Here is a 22,034-nt window from a genome sequence, read left to right as displayed (position 1 = left end):
TGTCCCATATTTCGGCCGAATTTGAGACACAAGCCAACGTTGGGCTTGGTCACCGCACTACCAGCGCCGGTACAGCCGGTCGCGGTAAGACCGCCCGTCGGGGTCGTAGACGGCGCGGTACACCGGTTTTGCCCACGCCTGGGTGAGCCGGCCGAGACGCTCGGGTTGATGCGGCCGGAGCCGGCCGGGCGGGCGCGGGCCGGTCCGCCCGCCGTCATGCCAGTCCTGCAGCGCCTGCGCCGACGCCGTGACGGCCTCGACCGCAGCCGCCGGATCGATCAGGTCGACATCGTCGTGGGGGGCGAGGTCGAGATGTTCGGCGAGTAGCCGCAGCCGGAGGTTGCGGGCGAACACCCGGGCACCATCGCCGTGGCCCGCTGGGTCACGGGGTTCACGTTGGTCGCGGGTGTCGTCGAGTACTGCGCACGACAACTCGCTGTCGTGCGTCCAGGACCGCCGGTTGAAGTTGTCGCTGCCCACGCAGGCCCAGACATCGTCGATCACACACACTTTTGCGTGTACGTAAACCGGTGTCCCCATATGGTTTTCGATGTCGAAGATATGTACACGCCGCGGGTCGGCGGCGCGGCACGTCTCGATCGCCTGCTGGCGGCCCACCTGGTTGGGTGGCAGGGCCCAGCGGCCATCGACATCGGGGTGTCGCGGCACCACCGCGATCAGGTGTAGGTCAGGGTTGTTCGCCAACGCGTCGGCGAACAACTGCGAAACCTGCTTGGACCACAGGTACTGGTCTTCGAGATAGATCAGGCTCCTGGCCCGCTGCACGGCTTTCGTGTACCCACGTGCCACGCTGCGCTCGCCGTGCGGGGCAAACGCGTACTCGAAGTGGGCATCGGGATAGGTCCGCAGAACTTGCACGGCCTGTCGGCCGCAGGGTGGGGGATCGGGTGGCTGCGGCGGCAATGTGCCGGCGCTCAGGTCGGAGCGGCGAAGTTTATCGGCGATCCAGGCGATCGGCGACAGCATGTCCAACGGTGCCGGGTCGGTCCAACGCTCCCGGAACGTGAAGTCCAGCGAGCCGACCGCCGGTCCCTGGATGCGTAGCTGGACGTCGTGCCACGGCGGGTGTTCGCCGTACTGGCGAGCCATCCGCATCGACTGCGGATCCCCATGATGGTCGGCGTCGTCGCGGCGCGAGTGGCACAGGTCGATACCGCCGGCGAAGGCGACGTCGCGTTCGGGCGCGCCGGGATGGCGCAGTACGACGAGCTTTTGGTGATGGGAACCGCCGATGCGCACCCGTTGGTCGAGCAGCACCTCCCCACCCGCTGCCTCGATCACGTCACCGAGATGCCGGTTCTCCTCCTCGCTGTAGGCGAATCGGTCCAGGTGCGAGCGCCACATCAAGCCCTTGACGACAACGCCACGCTCGGCAGCCTGGCAGAACAGCTGGGCGATGGTAGGTCCGTCAACGCGCATCCGTTCGTCGGGGTCGCCGCGCCAGTCGGTGAAGAACAGATGGTCGCCTCGGCGCATCTCGCTCACCTCGGCGGCCAGCCGATCGAAGTAGGTCGCGCCATGGATCAGCGGTTCGACCCGGTTGCCGGCACACCAGTCAGGCAACAAGGTGTCCGGATTGCCGCGTTCCTCTGTCGTGAGGAACCAATTCGTCAACTCCATGGGCACTGTCCGGAGATACCCGTTGGCGGCCGTGTCTGCACCCGGGTGCATCAAAGACAAACGCCCCCGGGTAACCCGGGGGCGTTCGACTTCGAACTTCTTAGAACGCAGCCTCGTCGAGCTCCATCACCTCGTTGTCGAGGGTCTCGATGACCTGACGGGTGCTGGTCAGCAGCGGCAGCATGTTCTTGGCGAAGAACGATGCGGCGGCGATCTTGCCGTCGAGGTAGGTGCGCTCCTCGCCGGTGGCCCCGGCGTCGAGCTTCTCGATGGCCACTGCGGCCTGGCGGGCCAGCAGCCAGCCGAGCAGCAGGTCGCCGACCGACATCAGGAAGCGGACCGAACCCAGACCCACCTTGTAGATGCTTGCGGCATCTTCCTGGGCGGCCATCAGGTACCCGGTGAGGGTGGCGGCCATGCCCTGCACGTCCTCCAGCGCGGTGGCCAGGAGGGCACGCTCGGTCTTGAGGCGGCCGTTGCCGGTCTCGTTCTTGATGAACTGCTCGATCTCGCCGGCCACGAATGCCAGCGCCTGGCCCTTGTCGCGGACGATCTTGCGGAAGAAGAAGTCCTGCGCCTGGATGGCGGTGGTGCCCTCGTAGAGCGAGTCGATCTTCGAGTCGCGGACGTACTGCTCGAGCGGGTAGTCCTGCAGGAAGCCGGAGCCACCGAAGGTCTGCAGCGACTCCTGGCCCAGCAGGACGAAGGCCCGTTCGGAGCCGCAGCCCTTGACGATCGGAAGCAGCAGGTCGTTGACCTTGTGGGCCAGCTCGGGCTCCACCCCGTGGACGGCCTTGGCAACGTCCTCGTCCTGGAAGGTCGCGGTGTAGAGGTAGACGGCGCGCATGCCCTCGGCGTAGGCCTTCTGGGTCATCAGGGACCGGCGCACGTCGGGGTGATGGGTGATGGTGACGCGCGGGGCGGCCTTGTCCATCATCTGGGTCAGGTCGGCACCCTGGACGCGTTCCTTGGCGTACTCGAGGGCGTTCAGGTAACCGGTCGACAGGGTTGCGATGGCCTTGGTGCCCACCATCATTCGGGCCTGCTCGATGACGTCGAACATCTGCGCGATGCCGTTGTGCACCTCGCCGACCAGCCAGCCCTTGGCGGGAACGCCGTGCTGACCGAAGGTCAGCTCACAGGTGGTGGAGACCTTCAGGCCCATCTTGTGCTCGACGTTGGTGACGAAGGCGCCGTTGCGCTCGCCCAGCTCACCGGTCTCGAAGTCGAAGAGGAACTTGGGTACGAAGAACAGCGACAGACCCTTGGTGCCCGGGCCGGCGCCCTCGGGGCGGGCCAGCACCAGGTGCATGATGTTCTCGAACAGATCGTCGGAGTCGGCGGACGTGATGAACCGCTTCACGCCGTCGATGTGCCAGGAGCCATCCTCCTGCTGGACGGCCTTGGTGCGGCCGGCGCCCACGTCGGAACCGGCGTCGGGCTCGGTGAGCACCATGGTGGCGCCCCAGCCGCGCTCGGCGCCCAGGACTGCCCACTTCTTCTGCTCTTCAGTGGCGTTGTTATAGAAGATCTCGCACATGCCCGCGCCCATCGCGTACATGTAGGCCGCGGGGTTGGCGCCGAGGATGTGCTCGATCAGCGCCCACTGCAGGGCACGCGGCACCGGCATACCGCCGAGTTCCTCGGAGAGGCCGACCTTGTCCCAGCCACCCTCGAGGAGGGCGCGCATCGACTTCTTGAACGACTCCGGCAGCGTGACGCTATGGGTCTTGGGATCGAAGACGGGAGGGTTGCGGTCGCCGTCGGCGAACGACTCGGCGATGGGTCCCTCGGCCAGTCGTGCGATCTCCGCGAGCATCTCGCGAGCCGAATCCTGATCGAGATCCGCAAACTTGCCGGTGCCGAACACCTTGTCGATGCCGAACACGTCGAACAGGTTAAAGACCTGGTCACGGACATTGCTCTTGTAGTGGCTCACTTTTCCTCCTTGTGGAATGCCACCTGAGGTTGGGTACTTTGGATAAGTTACCCACCAGTAACTGCGGCTAACTATACCGTTCAGTAACTTCAACGCAAAGAGACTCTGAGCAATTTCTGAAAGCTAACCAACCCAGTGGTTGATCGAGCCTTGTACCCCTTTCCGTAAACGGGCTTGACCAGCTGTTTTCGGATAATGTGAGGATAGTCACCAATGGTCTACTAAGGTGGCCCGATGCGTCGAATTGCGGTGTGGGGTACGGGCAACATGGGTGCGACGGCGATCAGGTCGGCCACGGGATTTCCGGGCCTCGAACTGGCAGCGGTGATCACGTCCTCGCCCGAGAAAGCCGGTCGCGACGCGGCGACGTTCGCCAAGCTCGACGCGCCCACCGGAGTCGAGGCCACCACCGATGTGGACGCGGCACTCGCCCAGTGCGATGCGGTCGCCTATATGTCTTCCGGCGACATCCGTCCCGAGGAGGCCCTTGCCGAGATCGAGCGGTGCCTCCGCGCAGGTAAGCAAGTGGTGACGCCGTCGCTGTACTCGCTCTACGACCCGGCCTCGGCTCCCGCCGAATGGGTCGAGCGGCTCACCGACGCCGCGGTGGCCGGCAACTCCGCGCTTCTGGTCAGTGGCGTGGACCCGGGCTGGGGTAACGATGCCCTGGCCGTGATCGCGGCGGGGTTGTGCACCCGGATCCGCACCATCCGGTGCCAGGAGATCTTCGACTACTCCACCTACAACCAGCCGCACTCGGTCCGGGTGCTCTGCGGTTTCGGTGGGTCGATGGACGAGACGCCGATGATGTTGCTGCCGTCCATCCCCACCATGGTGTGGGGCGGCAATGTCCGCTTGATCGGCCGCGGGCTCGGCCTGGAGATCGACGAGATCACCGAGACGGTCGAACGGCTGCCGCTGACCGAGGCCGTCGACAACGTCATGGGCCGGTTCGAGGCAGGCACCCAGGGCGCATTCCGCCTGCAGGTCATCGGGTGGGCCAACGGGGTCGAGCGGGTCGTCATCGAGCACATCACCCGCATCGACCCGGCCTGCGCGCCGGACTGGCCGCAGCCCGACGAAGGGGTCGGCGATCACCGGGTGATCGTCGACGGCGATCCGCAGTTGAGCATCGTCGTGCGCGCCGATGTGCCGGGTGGCACCCGCGCCGACGGCGGCAACACCACGGCGGCCAACCGTCTGCTCGGCGCGATCGATTGGCTGGCTACCCAGAAGCCCGGTATCTACGACGGACTTGACGTGCCGTTGCACCCGCCGCTGCCTGCCGAGGTCGAAGCGACCCGCTGGATCTGACTTTCTTCGCCCAAGAATGCCGAGTGGCCAGTTAGCACACGCGAAACACGAAAAGGCGTGTGACAACTGGCCACTCGACGGGTTAGTCCTTGGGTGCTGCCTCCGCAGGTGGCTGCTCCGACGCCGGAGACTCTGAAGTCTCCGAAGACTCTGAAGTCTCCGAGGATTCCGACGGCTCCGACGACTCGGCCGAATCCGCGGACTCCGCATCGGGCAGCTGGGCCACCAGATACTCGGCCAGCCCACCGATGGTCGGGTAGTCGAAGACCGCCGTCGCGTTGAGCGTGAACTTGCCACCGAACTGAGTGTGCAGTCGGTTGCGCAGTTCGATCGCCATCAGCGAGTCGGTGCCGAGATCCAGGAAGCGGCTGGTCGCGGCCGGCGGTGAGGCGAGCCGCAGGAAGTTCTGCACCTCCTTCTGCAGGAACTCGGTCACGAACCCGGCACGCTGCGGCACGGGGATCTCGAGCAGCTGCTTGAGAACCTCACTGTCACCGACGACCTCACCGACGGCACTCGGCAACACCAGGTCGAGGATCGGAGGCCGCTGACTGCCCAGCACCTTCGCGGCCCGCTGCCAGTTGGCCTTGATGACGGCCGCCTGGCCGGTCCCGTTGGCGACGACCTCGGCGAGCGCGGCGAGCGCGGCCGAGGGATCCAGCGGAATCAGGCCTTGCGCACTGATATTGGCTGTCGCCGCCTCCGAGGAGGCCATGCCACCCTGACCCCACGGGCCGAAGTTGATGCCGGTGGCCGGCAGGCCCTGCGCCCTGCGCTGTGCGATCAGACCGTCGAGCAGCGCATTGGCCGTCGCGTAGTTGGACTGCCCCGGGGAACCGAACAGGCTGGACACCGAGGAGGACACGATGAAGAAGTCCAGCTGGTCGTCCTTGGTCAACCTGTCCAGATACTCGGCGCCGAAGGCCTTGGGTGCCAACACCTTATGGAACCGCTCCGTGCTCTGCTGACCCAGCAGCGCATCGTCGAGCACACCCGCCAGGTGGGCGACGCCCGCAAGCGGAGGGAGCTCCGCACGGATCCGCTCCAGGAGGTTCGACACTTCGGACTCCTCGCCCACATCGGCGGTGAACACATGGATGCGGGTCTTGTTGCGCTCGGTGATCTCCTCGATCAGCTTCTGCGCGTCCGTATCCGGTGCGCGGCGGCTGGTCAGCACGATGTCGCCGGCACCCAGCTGAGCCAGATACGACGCGGTGTGTAGACCGATCGCCCCGAGCCCACCTGTGATCAGGTAGGTCCGATCCGGCCGAGGTGCAAGCGGATTCGGCAGCTGGCACACGATCTTGCCGATGTGCCGGGCTTGCTGCATACGCCGGAACGCCGTCCTGGCCTCCGTCAGCGGGTAGATCTCCGCGGGCAGCGGAGTCCACTCGGCCACCGACGAGCGCTCGCGCGAGGAGTCGACAGCTGCAGCCAGGCCTTCCGAAATTTCAACGAGCAGGTCGCGAATGCGATCGGGCTCGGTGAACATCACCGTGTCCAACGCCACGATCTCGTAGGCGATGTCGGGACGGGCCTCGGCCATCTGCTCAGGTGACCAGATGTCGCGCTTGGCGATCTCGGCGAAGCGGCCGTTCTTGCCGGTGGCCTTCAGCGTCGCCTCGATGAACCCTTCGCTCGTCAGGGAGTTGAGCACCACGTCCACGCCCGCACCGTCGGTGTCCGCCAGGATCTGATCGGCGAAGTCCGTTGTCCGCGAGTCATAGACGTACTTGACACCCAGCTTGCGCAACGTGGCCCGCTTGAAGGTGCTCGCCGTGGCGTAGACCTCAGCACCGCACTGCTGTGCCATCTGGATTGCGGCCAGGCCCACGCCACCGCTGGCGGCGTGGATCAGCACCTTGTCGCCCGGCTTGAGCTTCGCCCAGTCGAACGACAGCCGGACGGTCAGCGCCGCGGCCGGAATCGTCGCGGCCTCGACCGCGCTGACCCCGTCCGGGATCGGCGCCAGGAACTGGGCAGGCACGTTGAACCGGCTGGAGAACGCACCCTGCATGGAGCCGTAGACCCGCTGGCCCACCTCGACTCCGGTGACGCCCTCACCCAATTGCGTGACGATGCCGGCGAAGTCACCGCCGATCGGTCCCGGATCGCCGGGGTACAGGCCCAGCACGTTGAGCACATCCCGGAAGTTGAGACCTGCGGCCTCCACCCGGACCTGCACATAACCCTCGTCCGGCGCCGGCACCTCCTTCTCGGTGATGCGGAGGTTGTCGATCGCGCCGCGTTCGGTGGGTGCCAGGACGTAGTCGCTGCCGCGCGGCACCGTGAGGTTCCCGCTTCGCGACCATGGCAGCAACCGAGATGCGAGCAGTTTGCCTTGCCGCACAGCGATTTCCGGTTCCTCGACCGGGGTGGCGATCAGATCGGCCAGTGCCTGCACGGCCTCCGGTGACCCGTCGCAATCGATGAGTTTGGCGTGCAACGCCGGTTCCTCGTTGATCGTGGTGCGCCCGAAGCCCCACAGTGCCGCCTGCGCCGGATCGACCGGCTCACCGGATTCAGTGGCGACGGCCCGCTCGGTGACGATCCACAGACCATTCGGAAGTTTCACCTCACCGCCCTGCACGGTGTGTACCGCACCGAGCAGGTTGGTGATCTCGGCTTCGAGTCGCGTCTGGCTATCGGCACCGGTTTCTTCCGTGCCCGGCGTACCGGCTCGCCAGATGACACCGGAGAACGGCAGACCGCGCTCCTTGGCCTCTGCCAGCACCTCTCCCAGCTGCTGACCGGTCTGGCGATCGAGCGGGATGCAGCCCGGCACCTTCGCAGCGAGTTCGTCGAACCCGGCGACCAGCCAAGTGCCGCTCGGGCTTTCGGCCGCACCGTCGGACGGCGGCACCGGCACTTCGTGCCAGCCCAGCGTGTACAGCAGCCGGGTGGCGTCGCCGCCGAGGCCACGAAGCAATGCTTCGCGGGGTGCGCGCTTGACGGTGAACTCGCGAACGCCGCCGAGGTAGTGGCCGTCCCGGTCGATGTACTCGAGGTCGAACACCTGGGTTTCGTTGTTGAGCTCGGCCTCGTGCCACTTCGCGCGGCAGTAGAACCGGCGGGGCATCTTCTCCTTCAACGTCACCTGCCCGTAGCGCAACGGCAGGAACAGGTCGTTGACGCCCTGCTCGGCCGCGAGAAGAGCCGGGAACGCCGGGAAGGCGACGCCCGTGCACAGGTCCATCAGGACCGGGTGCATCGGCTCGGTGCCCAGTTGTTCGGCGAGTTCCGCTCCGACCAGGATGTCGCCGATCGCCTCGCCCTCACCGAGCCACAAGGACTTCAGGGATCCGGACCAGTTTGGGCCCCAGGCCAATTCCAGGTCGGCGAAGGTCTCGAACAGCTCTTGCGGACGCATGCGTTCCAGCCGTTCGATGGCCTCGTCGACCGGATCGGTTTCGGCGGTCGGCTCCTCGGACGAGTCGGCGAGACCGCTTACCACTGTTCCTTCGGCGTTCAGCGACCAGTCGACGTCGCGTTCTCCGTAGGGACGGCTGTGAACCTGGAACTTCCACTCTCCGCCTGTCTCCAACGGGTGCAATGTCAACTGCACTTCGCGAGAGCTCTTCTCGGGCAGGATGATCGGCTCGAAAAAGAAGACGTCCTTGGCGTGGGCCGGGGTTCCGACCGCGGCCAGCGCCATCGCGGCGTACGTCGCGCCGGGGACGACGACGGTGCCGTAGATGACGTGGTCGGAAAGCCACGGCTGCGTCTTGACCGAGATCCGGCTCGTGTAGATGGAGTCCCCGGAAGCCAGGTCCTTGGCCGCGCCGAGGATTCCAGTCCCTGCGCTGCCGTCGAAGCCGGAGCTCGTGATCGCCGAGGTCTTGGGCCAGAAGCGGCGGTGCTGGAACGGATATGTCGGCAACTCGACCTTGTGACCGGGCTGCCGCTGCACTGCAGCGAAGTCGGGTCGGTGCCCACCGACGTAGGCCGCTGCCAGCGCGTCGGCGATCTGACGCCGATCGCTGATGCCCTTGCGCAGCGAGACGATTGCCCGCGGTGCGGCCAGGTGTTCCGGCCATACCTGAACCGCTGCGCTGGTGAGCACCGGTTGCGGACCGATCTCCATCAGGACCGAGCAGCCCAGCGCCGCGACGGTCCGCACGCTTTCGGAGAACTGCACCGGCTGACGTGAATGGCGGCGCCAGTACTGAGCATCGAGTGGGGTCTGGGCCGTCAGGATTGCTCCGGTGCGGTTGCAGACCAGGGGGAGTGTCGGCGCTGCGAACTGCACCTGCGCCGCGTACGCCTCGAATTCGTCGAGCACCGGGTCCAGCAGTTCCGAGTGGAATGCGTGGCTGGTCTGCAGCCAGGTGCAGCGCGTCCCCTCGTTCCCGAACTGGTTGACGATCTCCTCGAGATCGTCGCCCGGGCCGGAGAGCACGGTGTTGGGTCCGTTGTAGGCGCCGACCGACACCCGCGGGAACTTGCTTGCGATCTCCTCGACGTGCTTGGGGTCGGCGAACACCGCCACCATGCGACCGCCTTCGGGCAGGCTGCCGAACAACCGGCCGCGCTCGGCCATCAGCCGGGCACCGTCCTCCAGGCTGAAGACGCCGGCGACGCATGCCGCGGCGTACTGGCCGACGCTGTGGCCCAGTACGACGTCAGGTGCGATGCCCCATGACTGCCACAGCCGCGCCAGGCCCATCTCGACGGCGAAGAGCGCCGGTTGCGCATACGACGTGTGTCGCAGCGTCTGTCCGGCCTCGGCATCCTGGGCGAACATCACGTCCAGGAGCGGAAGCGGCAGCATGCCCTTGACCGCGTCGGCGCACCGCGTCACGGTCTCGGCGAAAACCGGCTCCGTGTCGAACAACTCACGCGCCATGCCCGGGTACTGGCTGCCCTGTCCGGTGAACAGCCATGCGGTGGTCGGGTGGTTCGTGTGCTCACCGCGCACCACACCGGGCCGGGTCCGGTTCTCGGCCAGGTCGGCCAGAGCCAGGCGTGCTTCCTCGATCGAATCCACGACCAGCGCGGCCCGATGCTCGAAGTGCGACCGTCCGGTTCCGGCGGTCAGGCACACACCAGCCAGATCGGCGTCCGGGTGGGCGCTCAGCCACGTCTCGTACCGCTGTGCCAGTGCCACGAGAGCTTCGGGTGACCGCGCGGACAATGCCAGCACGCTCACCTGCTCGGCAGGAGCCTGCGTCTCCGCCGACACCTCGTCGGCGGGCTGGTCATCGGGGGCGGCGGCGGGTCGCGCCGGCGCCTCCTCGATCAGCACGTGCGCGTTGGTGCCGGTGAACCCGAACGAGCTCACACCGGCGCGGCGGGGCCGGCCGTTGGTCTGCCAGGGGGTCGCCTTGTCGACGACCTGCACCGGCAGCGAATCCCACGGAATGTGCGGCGACGGGTTGTCGAAGTGCAGGCTCTGCGGCAGGACCTCGTGCTGCAACGACAACACGACCTTGATCAGACCTGCTGCGCCCGAGGCAGATTCGGTGTGGCCGATGTTGGTTTTGACCGAACCCATCAGCAACGGACGGTCGGAGTCGCGCGCGCTGCCGTAGGCGGCGGCAGCCGCCTGGACCTCGATCGGATCGCCGAGCGGAGTACCGGTCCCGTGCGCCTCGAGGTAGTCGACGTCGCCACCGGTCCACCCGGCGCGGGCCAGCGCCGTTCCGATGAGGCGTTGCTGCGCACCGCCATTGGGCACGGTCAGACCGCTGGACGCGCCGTCCTGGTTGACCGCGCTGCTGGGGATGACCGCGCAGATCCGGTCGCCGTCGCGCTCTGCGTCGCTCAGCCGCTTGAGCACCAGAATCCCACAGCCCTCGCTGCGTACGTAGCCGTCCGCGGAGGCGTCGAAGGTCTTGCACCGCCCGACAGGGGAGAGCATGCGTGCGCGGGATGCGGCGACCACCGTCACCGGGGAGAGCAGGACGTTGACGCCACCGGCCAACGCCAGGTCGCAATCGCCGGAGTGCAGTGCCTGGCAGGCCTGATGAATCGCCACCAGGGCCGAGCTGCAGGCGGTGTCGACTGCCATTGCCGGGCCTTCGAATCCGAGCGCGAAGGCAACCCGGCCGGAGATGGCGTTGAGGGCATTGCCGGTGATGAAGTACGGCTCGATCTTGTCGATCGACTCCGACGACAGCAGGTGCGCGTACTCGTTGGCAGCCACCCCGGCGAAAACGCCGGTCCGGCTGCCGCGCAACGAGGCCGGTGCGTACCCGGCCCGTTCGAGGCCTTCCCAGACCGTTTCGAGCATCAGCCGCTGCTGCGGCTCGATCCACACGGCCTCACGCGGGGAGATACCGAAGAACTCGGGGTCGAATCCGTCGATCCCCTCGAGGAATCCGCCGAAACGCGTGTAGGTCTTGCCCGCTGTCTCGGGATCCGGATCGTAGAACTCGTCGATGTCGAATCGGTCTTCGGGAACTTCCCGGATGGCGTCGACGCCGCCGGACAGCAATTCCCAGAACGCTTCCGGGTCGGGCGCGCCGGGGAAGCGGCACGACACGGCGACGATCGCGATGGGTTCATCTGTCCGCGCGGTCACCGCTGCCGGTTGCGACGCCGGCTTGTCCTGCTCGTTGAGTCCGAGTACATCGCCGAGCAGATATTCGGCTACGTCGGAGATCCGGGGGTGATCCATCACCAGCGTGATGGGGATCTCCGCACCCACTCCCTGCTCGATGCGGCGGCGCAATTCGACGGCCATCAGCGAATCCATGCCGAGGTCGAAGAACCCTGCGTCCTCGCGAATCTCCGAGGAGTCCACCCGGGTCACCTCCGCGACGGCGTCGCGCAGGTGATCGGTCAGCAGCTTCTTGCGCTGCTGCACCGGAGCATTCGTCAGGCGCTCGACCAGCTGTGTCTTGCCGGAGGCGGTGGTGGGCGCCGCGTTGGAAAGTTGCGCCGGTACTTCGCGTTCCAGCTCTGCCAGGAATGCCCGCCGGCCCGCCTGCTGGTACAGCGGCAGGAACCGGGACCAGTCGATGCGGGCCACGACTCCTTGTGTCGGGCCTCCAGCGGAGGCGATCGCGACGGCGTCGGCCAGTCCGGCCAGTGCATCGGCGGGTGGCAGCGTCCGGACACCACGCTGATCCAGCCGGGCACGAGACTCTGCGTCGGCCATGCCTGCGGCCCACGGACCGAAGTTGACGCTGGTGCCGGGGATGTTCTGTTCGCGAAGTCGCCAGGCCAGGCCGTCGAGGAACGCGTTCGCCGCGCCGTAGGCGGTCTGACCGTATCCGCCCCACACCGAGGCGATCGACGAGGTGCTGATGAAGAAGTCGAGCTTCGCGTCTGCCGCGGCTTCGCTCAAATGCCAGGCACCCCAGACCTTTCCGGCGAAGACGCGATCCACCTCGGTGTCGTCCAGTTCGCCCAGCGGAGTGGTTCCGAGTTCGCCGGCAGCATGCACGATGCCCGCCAGCGGTGGCATCTCGGCGGCGATCGTCTTCAACAGGCGTGCGACGTCGTGCGCATCGGCGACGTCGGCGGTCACGGCGCGGATGTCACATCCGTGCTGGTCGCCGAGTTTGGTGATGCGTTGCTCGGCGGCTTCGCCGGGTGCGCGACGGCTGGTCAGCACCAGGTGCTTGGCGCCGTGGGCGGCCAGGTATCCGGCGATCTCCAGGCCGATCGACCCCAGACCGCCGGTCACCAGATACGTTGCGTCGCTGCGTAGTTCCAGCGGTGTACCGCTCGGCAGGTCCTCCCGGCGGACCAGCCGGGGGACATGGACCGCGTGATCGCGTACCGCGATCTGGTCTTCCCGCCGGTTCGCGTCGGTCGATATTGCGATCCGGTTGAGCAGTGTGGTCCATTCACCGGCACTGCCCTCGGACAGATCAGCCAGTCCGCCCCACAACTGCGGGAGCTCCAGTGCTGCCGCGCGACCGAATCCCCACAGGGCAGTCTGTTCGGGAGCCACGGTGTCCGCATCGGCGACGTGCTGCGCGCCGCGGGTGACCAACCAGATCGGAACCTTCAGACCGGCCTCGGCCGCGGCGCGGAAGAGACGCCGCGTTCCGGCCAGGACGTGGTGTTGCATCCGAAGCAGTGACCGCATCGAGGGCACGGCCTTGGCTTCCGGTTCCCCGTCCAGCGCTGCCACGTGAAGGATGCGCAGTGTCGAACCGTCGGCGGCCGCGGCGCGCAACGCCTCGGCGAGTTGAGCGGTCTCGGCATCCGACGTCGGCAGCCCGAGGAACCGGTACTGCTGCCCGCGCGAGGTCAGCGCGTCGACCAATGGCTGGACCGCCGGGGACTGTTCACCGACGAGCAGCCATGTGGACGTCTCTGCGGAGTCGGCGCCCGACAGCGGAGTGACCGCTTTCTCCCAGCGGAACTCGTAGCGGTCATCGGCGATGGACTGAGTCGACCGCTGGCGGTTGTGTTGCGCTGCAAGCTTGGTCAGCACGTCCAGGGTCTGACCGTCGCCGTCCGTGCCGCCGAGCAGGGTCGCGAGCTCCTCGAGACGGCCGTCTTCGAGAAGTCGAACGGCCTGCGTGCGCGGACCGGCGACGTGCTGCTGCTGGTTGGGTTGTTCCCGATTGTCCCGGTACCAGTACTGGCGATGCTCGAACGGGTAGGTGGGCAGATCGAGCTTCCGTGCCTGCGGCTGCCGGAACGCGGCGAACTCGGGCAGGTGGCCCAGGACGTACGCGTCGGCGACGGCTTCGGTGATCTGCCGCTGGTCGGCGGTGTTGCGGCGCAGCGACGCGATCACCCGCGGGGCGCCGGCCGGGTCGGGCCAGGCACCCAGTGCCGTCGCGGTGAGCACCGGCCGCGGCCCGATCTCGACCAGCAACTTGCAGTTCATGTCGGCCAGGGTGCGCACGCTCTTGGCGAACTCCACCGGTTGGCGGGCGTGCCGACGCCAGTAGGCGCCGTCGAGCTTCACGCTCCGGCCCAGCGCGGCGCCGGTGCGGTTGTCGATCAGAATTCGTTGCGGTGCCTTGAAAGTGAAACGGTTTGCGTACGACTCGAATTCGTCGAGGATCGGATCCAGCAGCGACGAGTGGAACGCATGGCTGGTTTCGAGCCAGTCGCACCGCACACCGTCGGCGGTAAGTCCGGCGACGGCCCGCTCCAGGTCCTCCGCAGGTCCTGACAGCACGGTGTTGGTGCCGTTGTAGGCGGCAACCGACAGGGCGGGGAACTCGTCGGTCAGGTTCTCCACCCGCTCTGCGGAGGTGAACACTGCGACCATGCGGCCACCGGCCGGCAGGCTGCCGAAGAGGCGTCCTCGTTCGGCCATCAACTGGGCGCCGTCCTCCAGACTGAACACGCCCGCGACGCACGCCGCCGAGTACTGGCCGACGCTGTGGCCCAGCACCACGTCGGGCTCGAAGCCCCACGACTGCCAGAGCCGGGCCAGACCCATCTCGACGGCGAACAGGGCGGGCTGCGCGTAGGAGGTCTGGCGCAGCGTCTGCTCGCCATCCAGGTCGAAGATCACGTCCAGCAGAGGCTGGTCGAGCTGGTCGGCGACGGCCGCCGCGCAGCGGTTCACCGTCTCGGCGAACACCGGCTCGGAGTCGAACAGCTCGCGGGCCATCCCCGCGTATTGGCTGCCCTGGCCGGTGAACAGCCACGCGGTCTTGGGCTTGTCGTGGGATTCACCCCGGATCAGTCCCGGTGCCGGACGGTCGTCGGCGAGGGCGCCGAGCAGTTCGATGGCGGATTCCCTCGAGTCGACCACCAGCGCGGCGCGGTGCTCAAGGTGTGCCCGGCCGACCCCAGCGGTGAAGCACACGTCGGCAAGGGTGGCCTCGGGGTGGGCGCTCATCCAATCGCGATATTGCTCCGCGACCTGCACCAGTGCGGCAGGCGTGTGCGCCGAGAGCGGGAGGATGCCGAATCGCTCAGCGTGTCCGGCGACGTCCAACTGCGGCGCCGCCGGTTCGGGCGCTTCCTCCAGGATGACGTGCGCGTTGGTTCCGGCGAACCCGAACGAACTGACACCGGCGATGCGTGGCGCGCCGTTGCGTTCCCACGGGGTGGCCTCCTTGACCACTTCCACCGCGAGCCGGTCCCACGGGATGTGCGGCGACGGGTTCTGAAAGTGCAGGTGCTGGGGCAGCAGCTCGTTCTCGAGCGACAGAACCACCTTGATGACGCCCGCGATGCCTGCGGCGGCTTCCAGGTGCCCGATGTTCGTCTTCGCCGAGCCCATCAACAACGGCCGGTCGGGTTCGCGTCCGGCGCCGAGCACCGCACCTGCGGCCTGGGCCTCGATCGGGTCGCCGAGCGAGGTCCCGGTGCCGTGCGCTTCGAGGTAGCCGACGTCCTTGGGTTCGAGGCCGGCGCGCTGTAGGGCATCGGCGATGACACGCTGCTGAGCGACGCCGTTGGGCACCGTCAAACCGCCCGATGCGCCGTCCTGGTTGATCGCGCTGCCGCGGATCACGGCCCGGATGTGGTCACCGTCGCGGATGGCGTCTTCGAGGCGCTTGATGACGATGACGCCGCAGCCTTCGCCGCGGACATAGCCGTCCGCGGCCGCGTCGAACGTCTTGCAGCGACCGTCGGGTGCCAGCATATGCGCACTCGAGAAGGTGATCATGGTGGCGGGCGTGAGCAGGACGTTCGCCCCGCCGGCCAGCGCCAGATCGCACTCTCCTAAGCGAAGTGCTTGGCACGCTTGATGGATCGCCACCAGCGACGAACTGCACGCGGTATCGACCGCGACCGAGGGGCCCTGCAGACCTAATCGATAGCTGATCCGGCCGGCCGCCGCGGCATTCGAAGTACCGATGGCCATGTAGGCCTCGATCTCCGGGTAAGTCAGCTCGTCAGAGGCCATTCCGAGGTAGTCGTGGGTGGCCAGTCCGACGAACACGCCAGTGTTGGTGTCAGCCAATGCCGTTGGCGCGGTACCCGAGTGTTCCACCGCGCGCCAGGCTGTTTCCAACAGGATCCGATGCTGCGGATCCATCAGCCTGACCTCGCGTGTTGACATACCGAAGAACGGGGCGTCGAATCCGGTTACGTCATCGACGAAACCGGCGCGCCGGGTCACCACCTTGCCTGGTGTGCCGGGCTCTGGATCGAAGAATTCCTCGACGTCCCAGCGGTCTTCGGGTACCTCTGAGATGGCTTCGCGACCTGCTCTCAGCAGGTCCCAGAAGCCATCGGCGTCCGGGGCTCCTGGAAAGCGCGCAGCGTAGCCGACGATGGCAAAGCGTGCGGTCTGTTCATCTGGACGTTCAACGGATTTCATCCCGTTGTCCTCCTCGCATCGGCGTGCAAAACTACACCTCCGCGCACCCCCCGAAAGCGCTTGAAGATCAACCCGAACCACTATTGCATGCGAACCTGTGGCGCGCGCTACTCCCCTTGCCCGGTCAAACTTCCCTCGTCAAGCTCCCTCAACCGTCACGGCGGAACGACGGGTATGTTGATGCCCCGGGGGGTCCTGCCGGTCCGGAGAGCGGCCGAGCATTGAGCACTACTGGGAGGGCCTGAGCTTTGCGGATCGGTAAGATAACTGTTGGCGCACTTGATGAATGGTCGCTGAGTCCTGGCTCGGTGACCTCGTGGCATCCGACGCCTGCAGCTCAGGAAACCGCAAGAAACGCACCGGTGAGCTCGGTGCCGGTTAGCTACATGCAAGGCCAACATCTGCGTAATTACACCCAGCGTAAAGCTGCGGGTTTGAATTTTTCACGGCAGATCATCGCTAGCTGTGAGGTTGCTGGGCAATGTGATATCTCGGCGATGGACCACGCCGTGAATACCTACCTGCGCAGGCACGACACATTCCGGAGTTGGTTCAAAGAAGGCGACGACGGCCAATTCGTCAGGCATGCAATCGAAAACCCGGATGATATCGAATTCGTGCCGGTCGACCAGGGCAACTTGACGGTCGAAGAAATTCACGCCCACGTCGTGGGCATACCGAATCCCCTGGAATGGGGCTGCTTTACGTTCGGCATCATCCAGAACGACGGTCACTTCACTTTCTTCGCTGCCATGGATCACGTTCATGGCGACGCGACCTTGATCGGCACCACAATGATGGAAGCCAACGGAATGTATTCGGCGATGAGCGGCAGTGGTCAGGCCCTCACACTTCCTGACGCCGGCAGCTTCGATGACTTCTGTGTCCGCGAGCGTGAGTACACGTCCACGCTGACCTTGGAATCACCTGGAGTGCGCGCCTGGATCGACTTCGCTGAGAACAACCAGGATGGATTTCCGGAATTCCCGCTGCCGCTGGGGAATCCGAACGAATCGACCAGCAGCGCCTGGTCCTCGGAAGTCCTGTTGAGCCCGGCACAGACGGAACGCTTCGACGCGGCCTGCTCGGCGGCCGGCGCCCGTTTCGTCGGTGGCCTGTTCGCATGCCTGGGCCTGGTGGAACATGAGTTCACCGGTGCGCTTACGTATTACGGCCTCACGCCGAGGGATTCGCGTACAGCCGGCGACAATTTCATGACACAGGGCTGGTTCACCGGTCTGATTCCGATCACCGTCCCGGTTGCGGCCACCTCTTTCAGTGACGCTGCCTGGGCGGCACAGCAGTCTTTCGATTCCGGCCTGGACATGGCGAGAGTTCCGTATTACCGCGTGTTGGAGTTGGCGCCGTGGTTGAACTGGCCACAACCGAACTTCCCGGTATCGAACTTTCTGCACGGCGGAGCGGCGCCGCTCAACGCCATCCTCGCGGCGGGCGACATGGGGTTGGCGAACAACATCGGAATGTATCCGGACAACCGGTTCTCCTACCAGCTGACGATATACATCTTCCGGTACGGGGAGGGCACGGTCATGGCGATCATGCACCCCGACAACCCGGTCGCCGAGAAGTCGGTCACCCGCTACCTGGAGGCGATGAAGTCGGTGTCGTCACGCGTTGCTGACAGCGGGCACTGGGGCCGGGTCGCGTAGCGGAGAGCAAACAAATGGTCATGGATTTTCCGCTTTGCGCCGCCTTCGAGGTGAAGGTGGGGGCAACATGCGACGGTTAGCCGATTTCGTGGTGCGGTGGCCCTGGGTAGTGATCGGGGCCTGGGCCGCATTGCTGATCGCGCTACCGCTAACGTTCCCCTCCCTCGGCGCGATGGCCGAGAAGCACCCGCTGGCAATCCTGCCCAACGATGCGCCGTCGAGCGTCGCCGCCAAGAAGATGACCGAGGCGTTCCACGAATCGGGCAACAACGATCTCTTGTTGGTGGCCCTGATCAACGAGAACGGGCTGAATTCCTCGGACGAGGCGACCTACCGCAAGCTGGTGGACGCGCTGCACGACGACGTGACAGATGTCGAGAGCGTTCAGGATTTCATCGGTACCCCACAGCTGCGACAGTTCCTGACCAGCAAGGACAAGACCACCTGGGTGCTTCCGGTGGGCCTGGTGGGTGAGTTGGGCACACCGCGGGCGATGGACTCGTTCAACCGGGTTTCCGAAGTCGTCAGACTCAGCACGGCAGGCAGCCCGCTGGCCGTGCACCTCACCGGTCCGGCGGCCACGGCAGCTGATCTCACCGTGGCGGGGGAGAAGGATCGACTCCCGATCGAGATCGCGATCGCCGTACTGGTCCTGGCCGTGTTGTTGTTGGTCTACCGCAGCGCTGTCACGATGCTGCTGCCGTTGATCACGATCGGGTCGTCCCTGCTGATCGCGCAGGCACTGGTGGCGGGTTTTTCGCAGCTGACCGGCGCGGGTGTCTCGAACCAGTCCGTCGTATTTCTGAGTGCGATCATGGCCGGTGCCGGCACCGATTACGCGGTCTTCCTGATCAGCCGCTATCACGACTATCTGCGGTCGGACAACGATTTCGACCAGGCCGTCCGGGCCGCGATGATGTCGATCGGGAAGGTGATCTCGGCATCTGCCGCGACCGTGGGGCTGACGTTCCTGCTGCTGAGCTTCACGAAAATGGGTGTGTTCAAAACGGTCGGGGTGTCGGCCGCGATCGGTATCGGCGTGGCGTATCTGGCGGGAATGACCCTGTTGCCTGCCATCCTGGCCCTGGTCGGGCCCCGCGGCTGGGTCAAACCCCGGCGCGAGCTGACCGCCCGGTTCTGGCGGCGTTCGGGCATCCGCATCGTTCGTCGTCCGGTTCCGCATCTCGTCGCCAGCCTTGTGGTGTTGGCCCTGCTGGCCGGCGCCGCGATCTTCGCCCGGTACAACTACGACGATCGCAAAGTGGTGGCGGCGTCCGCGCCGAGTTCGATCGGATACGCCGCGGTGGAGCGCCATTTCCCCATCGCCCAGTCGATTCCCGAGTACATCCTCATCCAGTCACCGCACGACCTGCGCTCACCGCGTGGTCTGGCGGACCTGGAGCAGCTGGCTTCACGTGTCGCCCAGCTACCGGACGTCGGTCTGGTCAGCGGCATCACCCGGCCCCTCGGTGAGGTACCCGCGGAATTCCGGGCGACCTTCCAGGCCGGCATCGTCGGCGACCGGCTGGCTGACGGTTCGACCCAGATCGACCAGCGTTCGAGTGATCTCAACCGACTGACGGCCGGGGCCGATACGTTGGCCGACAGCCTCGCCCAGGTGCGCACCCAGATCAACCAGATCGCGCCCAGTCTCCAAGGCGCAGTCGACGCGGTTTCCTCCGTGCGTACGGAATACGGTGGCGACAAGCTGGTGAAGGATGTCGACACCGCGGCCAAGCTGATCGACAGCATCAACGCGTTGTCCAACTCCATGGGGTACAACTTCTCCGCCGTCAAGAACGTGTTCGCCTGGATCGGGCCGGTGCTGATGGCGCTGAACGGCAATGCGGTTTGCGATGCCAACCCCTCGTGCAGTGACAGCCGCCTTCAGATGCAACGGCTCATGGACGCCAACCAGGACGGCAGTCTCGACAACATCAACGATCTGGCGCACCAGCTCAACGGCGTCGGCGGCGGACAGACTCTCAACGCCACGGTCAAGAAGCTGAACGCGGCGCTGGCCAGCGTCACCAAGGCGGCCAATGCCATGGGGATGAACAAGCCCGGCGGTCCGCAGTCGGGATTGAAGGACTTGCAGAGCGGTGCCAACCGCCTGGCCGGTGGAAGTCGCGAAGTGGCCGGTGGCGTGGACGAACTCGTCAAGCAGGTCAAGGTGATCTCGGCCGGGTTGGACCAGGCCTCGGCGTTCCTACTGACGATGCGCAACGACGCCGCGGATCCGGCACAGGCGGGGTTCAACATCCCGCCCGAGGTGCTGAACATGGAGGAGTTCAAGAAGGCCTCCGCGGCGTACGTCTCGCCGGACGGCAAGTCGGTGCGGTATCTGGTGCAGACGAAGCTCAACCCGTTCAGTCCCGAGGCCATGGATCAGGTCAACGAGATCCAGAACATCGCCCGGGGCGCGCAGCCCAACACCACGTTGGCCGACGCCTCGATATCGATGGGTGGTTTCCCGGCCGGACTGCGGGATACGCGTGATTACTACCAGCAGGACATCCGGTTCATCATCATCGGCACTCTCGTCGTCGTGATGCTGATCCTGATGTTGTTGCTGCGTTCGCTCGTCGCGCCGATCTACCTCGTCGCGTCGGTGGTGATCTCCTACTTGGCCGCACTGGGTATCAGTGTTGTGGTGTTCCAATCGCTACTCGGCCAGCAATTGCATTGGAGCGTGCCACCATTGGCCTTCGTTGTGCTGGTCGCGGTCGGAGCCGACTACAACATGCTCCTGGTGTCGCGAATGCGCGACGAGTCTCCGCACAGCATCCGGTACGGCATCATTCGCACACTGAGTTCGACCGGAGGGGTGATCACCGCAGCGGGCCTCATCTTCGCCGCCTCGGTTGCCGGACTGATGTTCTCCAGCATCGGCATGGTGGTGCAGGGCGGCTTCGTGATCGGAATCGGCATCTTGCTGGACACCTTCGTGGTGCGCACCATCACGGTGCCTGCCATCGCTGCGCTCCTCGGCAAGGCCAACTGGTGGCCGTCACGAATGAGCGATCAGAAATCGCTACGCACACCAGCGACCAGCGCGTGACCACGGCGGGAAGCGCGCATACGTGATGTATGGAAAACTCGAAACGAAGCAAAGCGGGCAGGTGCAGAGATGAAGAAGCTACTCGCAGGACTGACGGTGCTGGTAACTGCCGGTGTCACAGGGTGTTTCGGCGTCGGATCGGCGGCCGCCGATGACACTGCCGCCCCCGGCGTATCGAATGGCGGTACGCCGCCCCCCGCGCCGGCAGACCCCGGGACCGCGTACGCCCTTGGCGGAGCTCACGTTCTCGGTATCCCTTACGACGAGTACATCCGCATGACGGGTGAGCAGTGGTTCCCCGGGATGAAGCGGGTGAAGGTCGACTACCCGGCGGGGCAGGTTCAGGGCCACACCCTGGAACGTCTCTTCCCCGGGATCGGCCCGATCGGCGAGCAGATCTACCCGGGCCTCGGCCTCGACGGTCCCAGCATCGGCGAGTCGGTCGACGAGGGTGAAGGCAACCTCGACGCCGCCATCCGCAAGGGCGGCAAGGGACGGGCGATGGGGTTGTCCGAGGGAGCGCTCGTGCTCAACGCCGTGAAGGCGCGGCTGGCCAACGATCCGACCGCCCCGCCGCCGGACCAACTGAGCTTCGCGACCTTCGGCGACCCGATCGCCAAGAGTCCCTTCGGTGAGAGTTTCCTGACCCAGAACTTTCCGGTCGGCAGCGTCGTGCCGTTCATGGATTACCGGGTGCCGGCTCCGGTGGAGAGCCAGTACCACACCGACCAGTTCATCTCGGCCTACGACAGCATCGCCGACTGGCCGGACCGGCCCGACAACTGGATGAGCGTCCTCAACGCCGTCGCCGGCCTTGCCACCGGTCACACCGCGATCGCGTTCACCAATCCCAGCAATGTTCCGGCGCAGAACATCCGGACGACGGTCAACTCCAAGGGTGCGACGACGACGACGTACCTGGTGCCCGAAGAGCACTTGCCCCTGGTGCTGCCCTTCAAGTACCTCGGGTACGACCAGGGGACACTGAATCAGCTGGACGCGATACTGAAGCCCCGGGTTGACGCGGGTTATTCGCGCAACGACGACCCGGCGACCGCGCCGATCACCGTGGATCCGGTGCATGGCTTCGACCCTGCGGAGGTCACCGCACCGGCCAACGACGCGACGTTCGGTGGCGGCACCGATCCCATGTCGGAGATCGCCAACGGTGCGTTGTCCCTGTTGTCCGGCGGACATTGACAGCGGCGCCCG

At 66.0% G+C, this 22,034-nt stretch carries 7 protein-coding genes; 4 read left to right on the top strand and 3 right to left on the bottom strand.

Features of this window, described 5'->3' with window-relative positions:
- Positions 1–57 precede the first annotated feature (57 nt).
- Both AC4ELS_RS17715 and AC4ELS_RS17710 read right to left on the bottom strand, forming a co-directional pair.
- Positions 58–1,641, bottom strand: a complete 1,584-nt coding sequence (locus AC4ELS_RS17715) for a phospholipase D family protein (RefSeq protein ID WP_499048444.1) — start codon at positions 1,639–1,641, stop codon at positions 58–60.
- Positions 1,642–1,741: 100 nt separating this feature from the next.
- Positions 1,742–3,580 carry an acyl-CoA dehydrogenase gene (locus AC4ELS_RS17710; RefSeq protein ID WP_499048441.1) on the bottom strand — a complete coding sequence of 613 codons (1,839 nt, stop codon included), beginning with the start codon at positions 3,578–3,580 and terminating at the stop codon, positions 1,742–1,744.
- A 234-nt stretch (positions 3,581–3,814) separates the two neighbouring features.
- Here AC4ELS_RS17710 and AC4ELS_RS17705 point away from each other — a divergent pair, with 234 nt between their 5' ends.
- Positions 3,815–4,894, top strand: coding sequence for an NAD(P)H-dependent amine dehydrogenase family protein (locus tag AC4ELS_RS17705; protein WP_463806652.1), 1,080 nt, complete (start codon positions 3,815–3,817; stop codon positions 4,892–4,894).
- Between the two features lie 82 nt (positions 4,895–4,976).
- Here AC4ELS_RS17705 and AC4ELS_RS17700 read toward each other — a convergent pair whose 3' ends face one another.
- Positions 4,977–16,091: a type I polyketide synthase gene (locus AC4ELS_RS17700; RefSeq protein WP_499048436.1), complete on the bottom strand. Its 11,115-nt coding sequence runs from the start codon at positions 16,089–16,091 to the stop codon at positions 4,977–4,979.
- Positions 16,092–16,339: 248 nt separating this feature from the next.
- Between AC4ELS_RS17700 and AC4ELS_RS17695 the strand changes: the two genes are divergently transcribed.
- The 3 genes from AC4ELS_RS17695 to pe all read left to right on the top strand — a co-directional run bounded on the left by AC4ELS_RS17695 (position 16,340) and on the right by pe (position 22,022).
- Positions 16,340–17,761: a condensation domain-containing protein gene (locus AC4ELS_RS17695; protein WP_064957893.1), complete on the top strand. Its 1,422-nt coding sequence runs from the start codon at positions 16,340–16,342 to the stop codon at positions 17,759–17,761.
- Positions 17,762–17,828: 67 nt separating this feature from the next.
- Positions 17,829–20,822, top strand: coding sequence for an MMPL/RND family transporter (locus AC4ELS_RS17690; protein ID WP_448444859.1), 2,994 nt, complete (start codon positions 17,829–17,831; stop codon positions 20,820–20,822).
- A 69-nt stretch (positions 20,823–20,891) separates the two neighbouring features.
- A complete protein-coding gene (gene pe / locus AC4ELS_RS17685) occupies positions 20,892–22,022 on the top strand; it encodes an acyltransferase PE (RefSeq protein WP_064886262.1) in 1,131 nt (376 codons plus the stop codon).
- The last annotated feature ends 12 nt before the right edge of the window (positions 22,023–22,034 follow it).

The sequence above is a fragment of the Mycobacterium shunyiense genome, assembly GCF_058270035.1.
The sequence above is the reverse complement of the archived record's forward strand: the minus strand, read 5'-3'. Positions and strand labels throughout refer to the sequence as shown.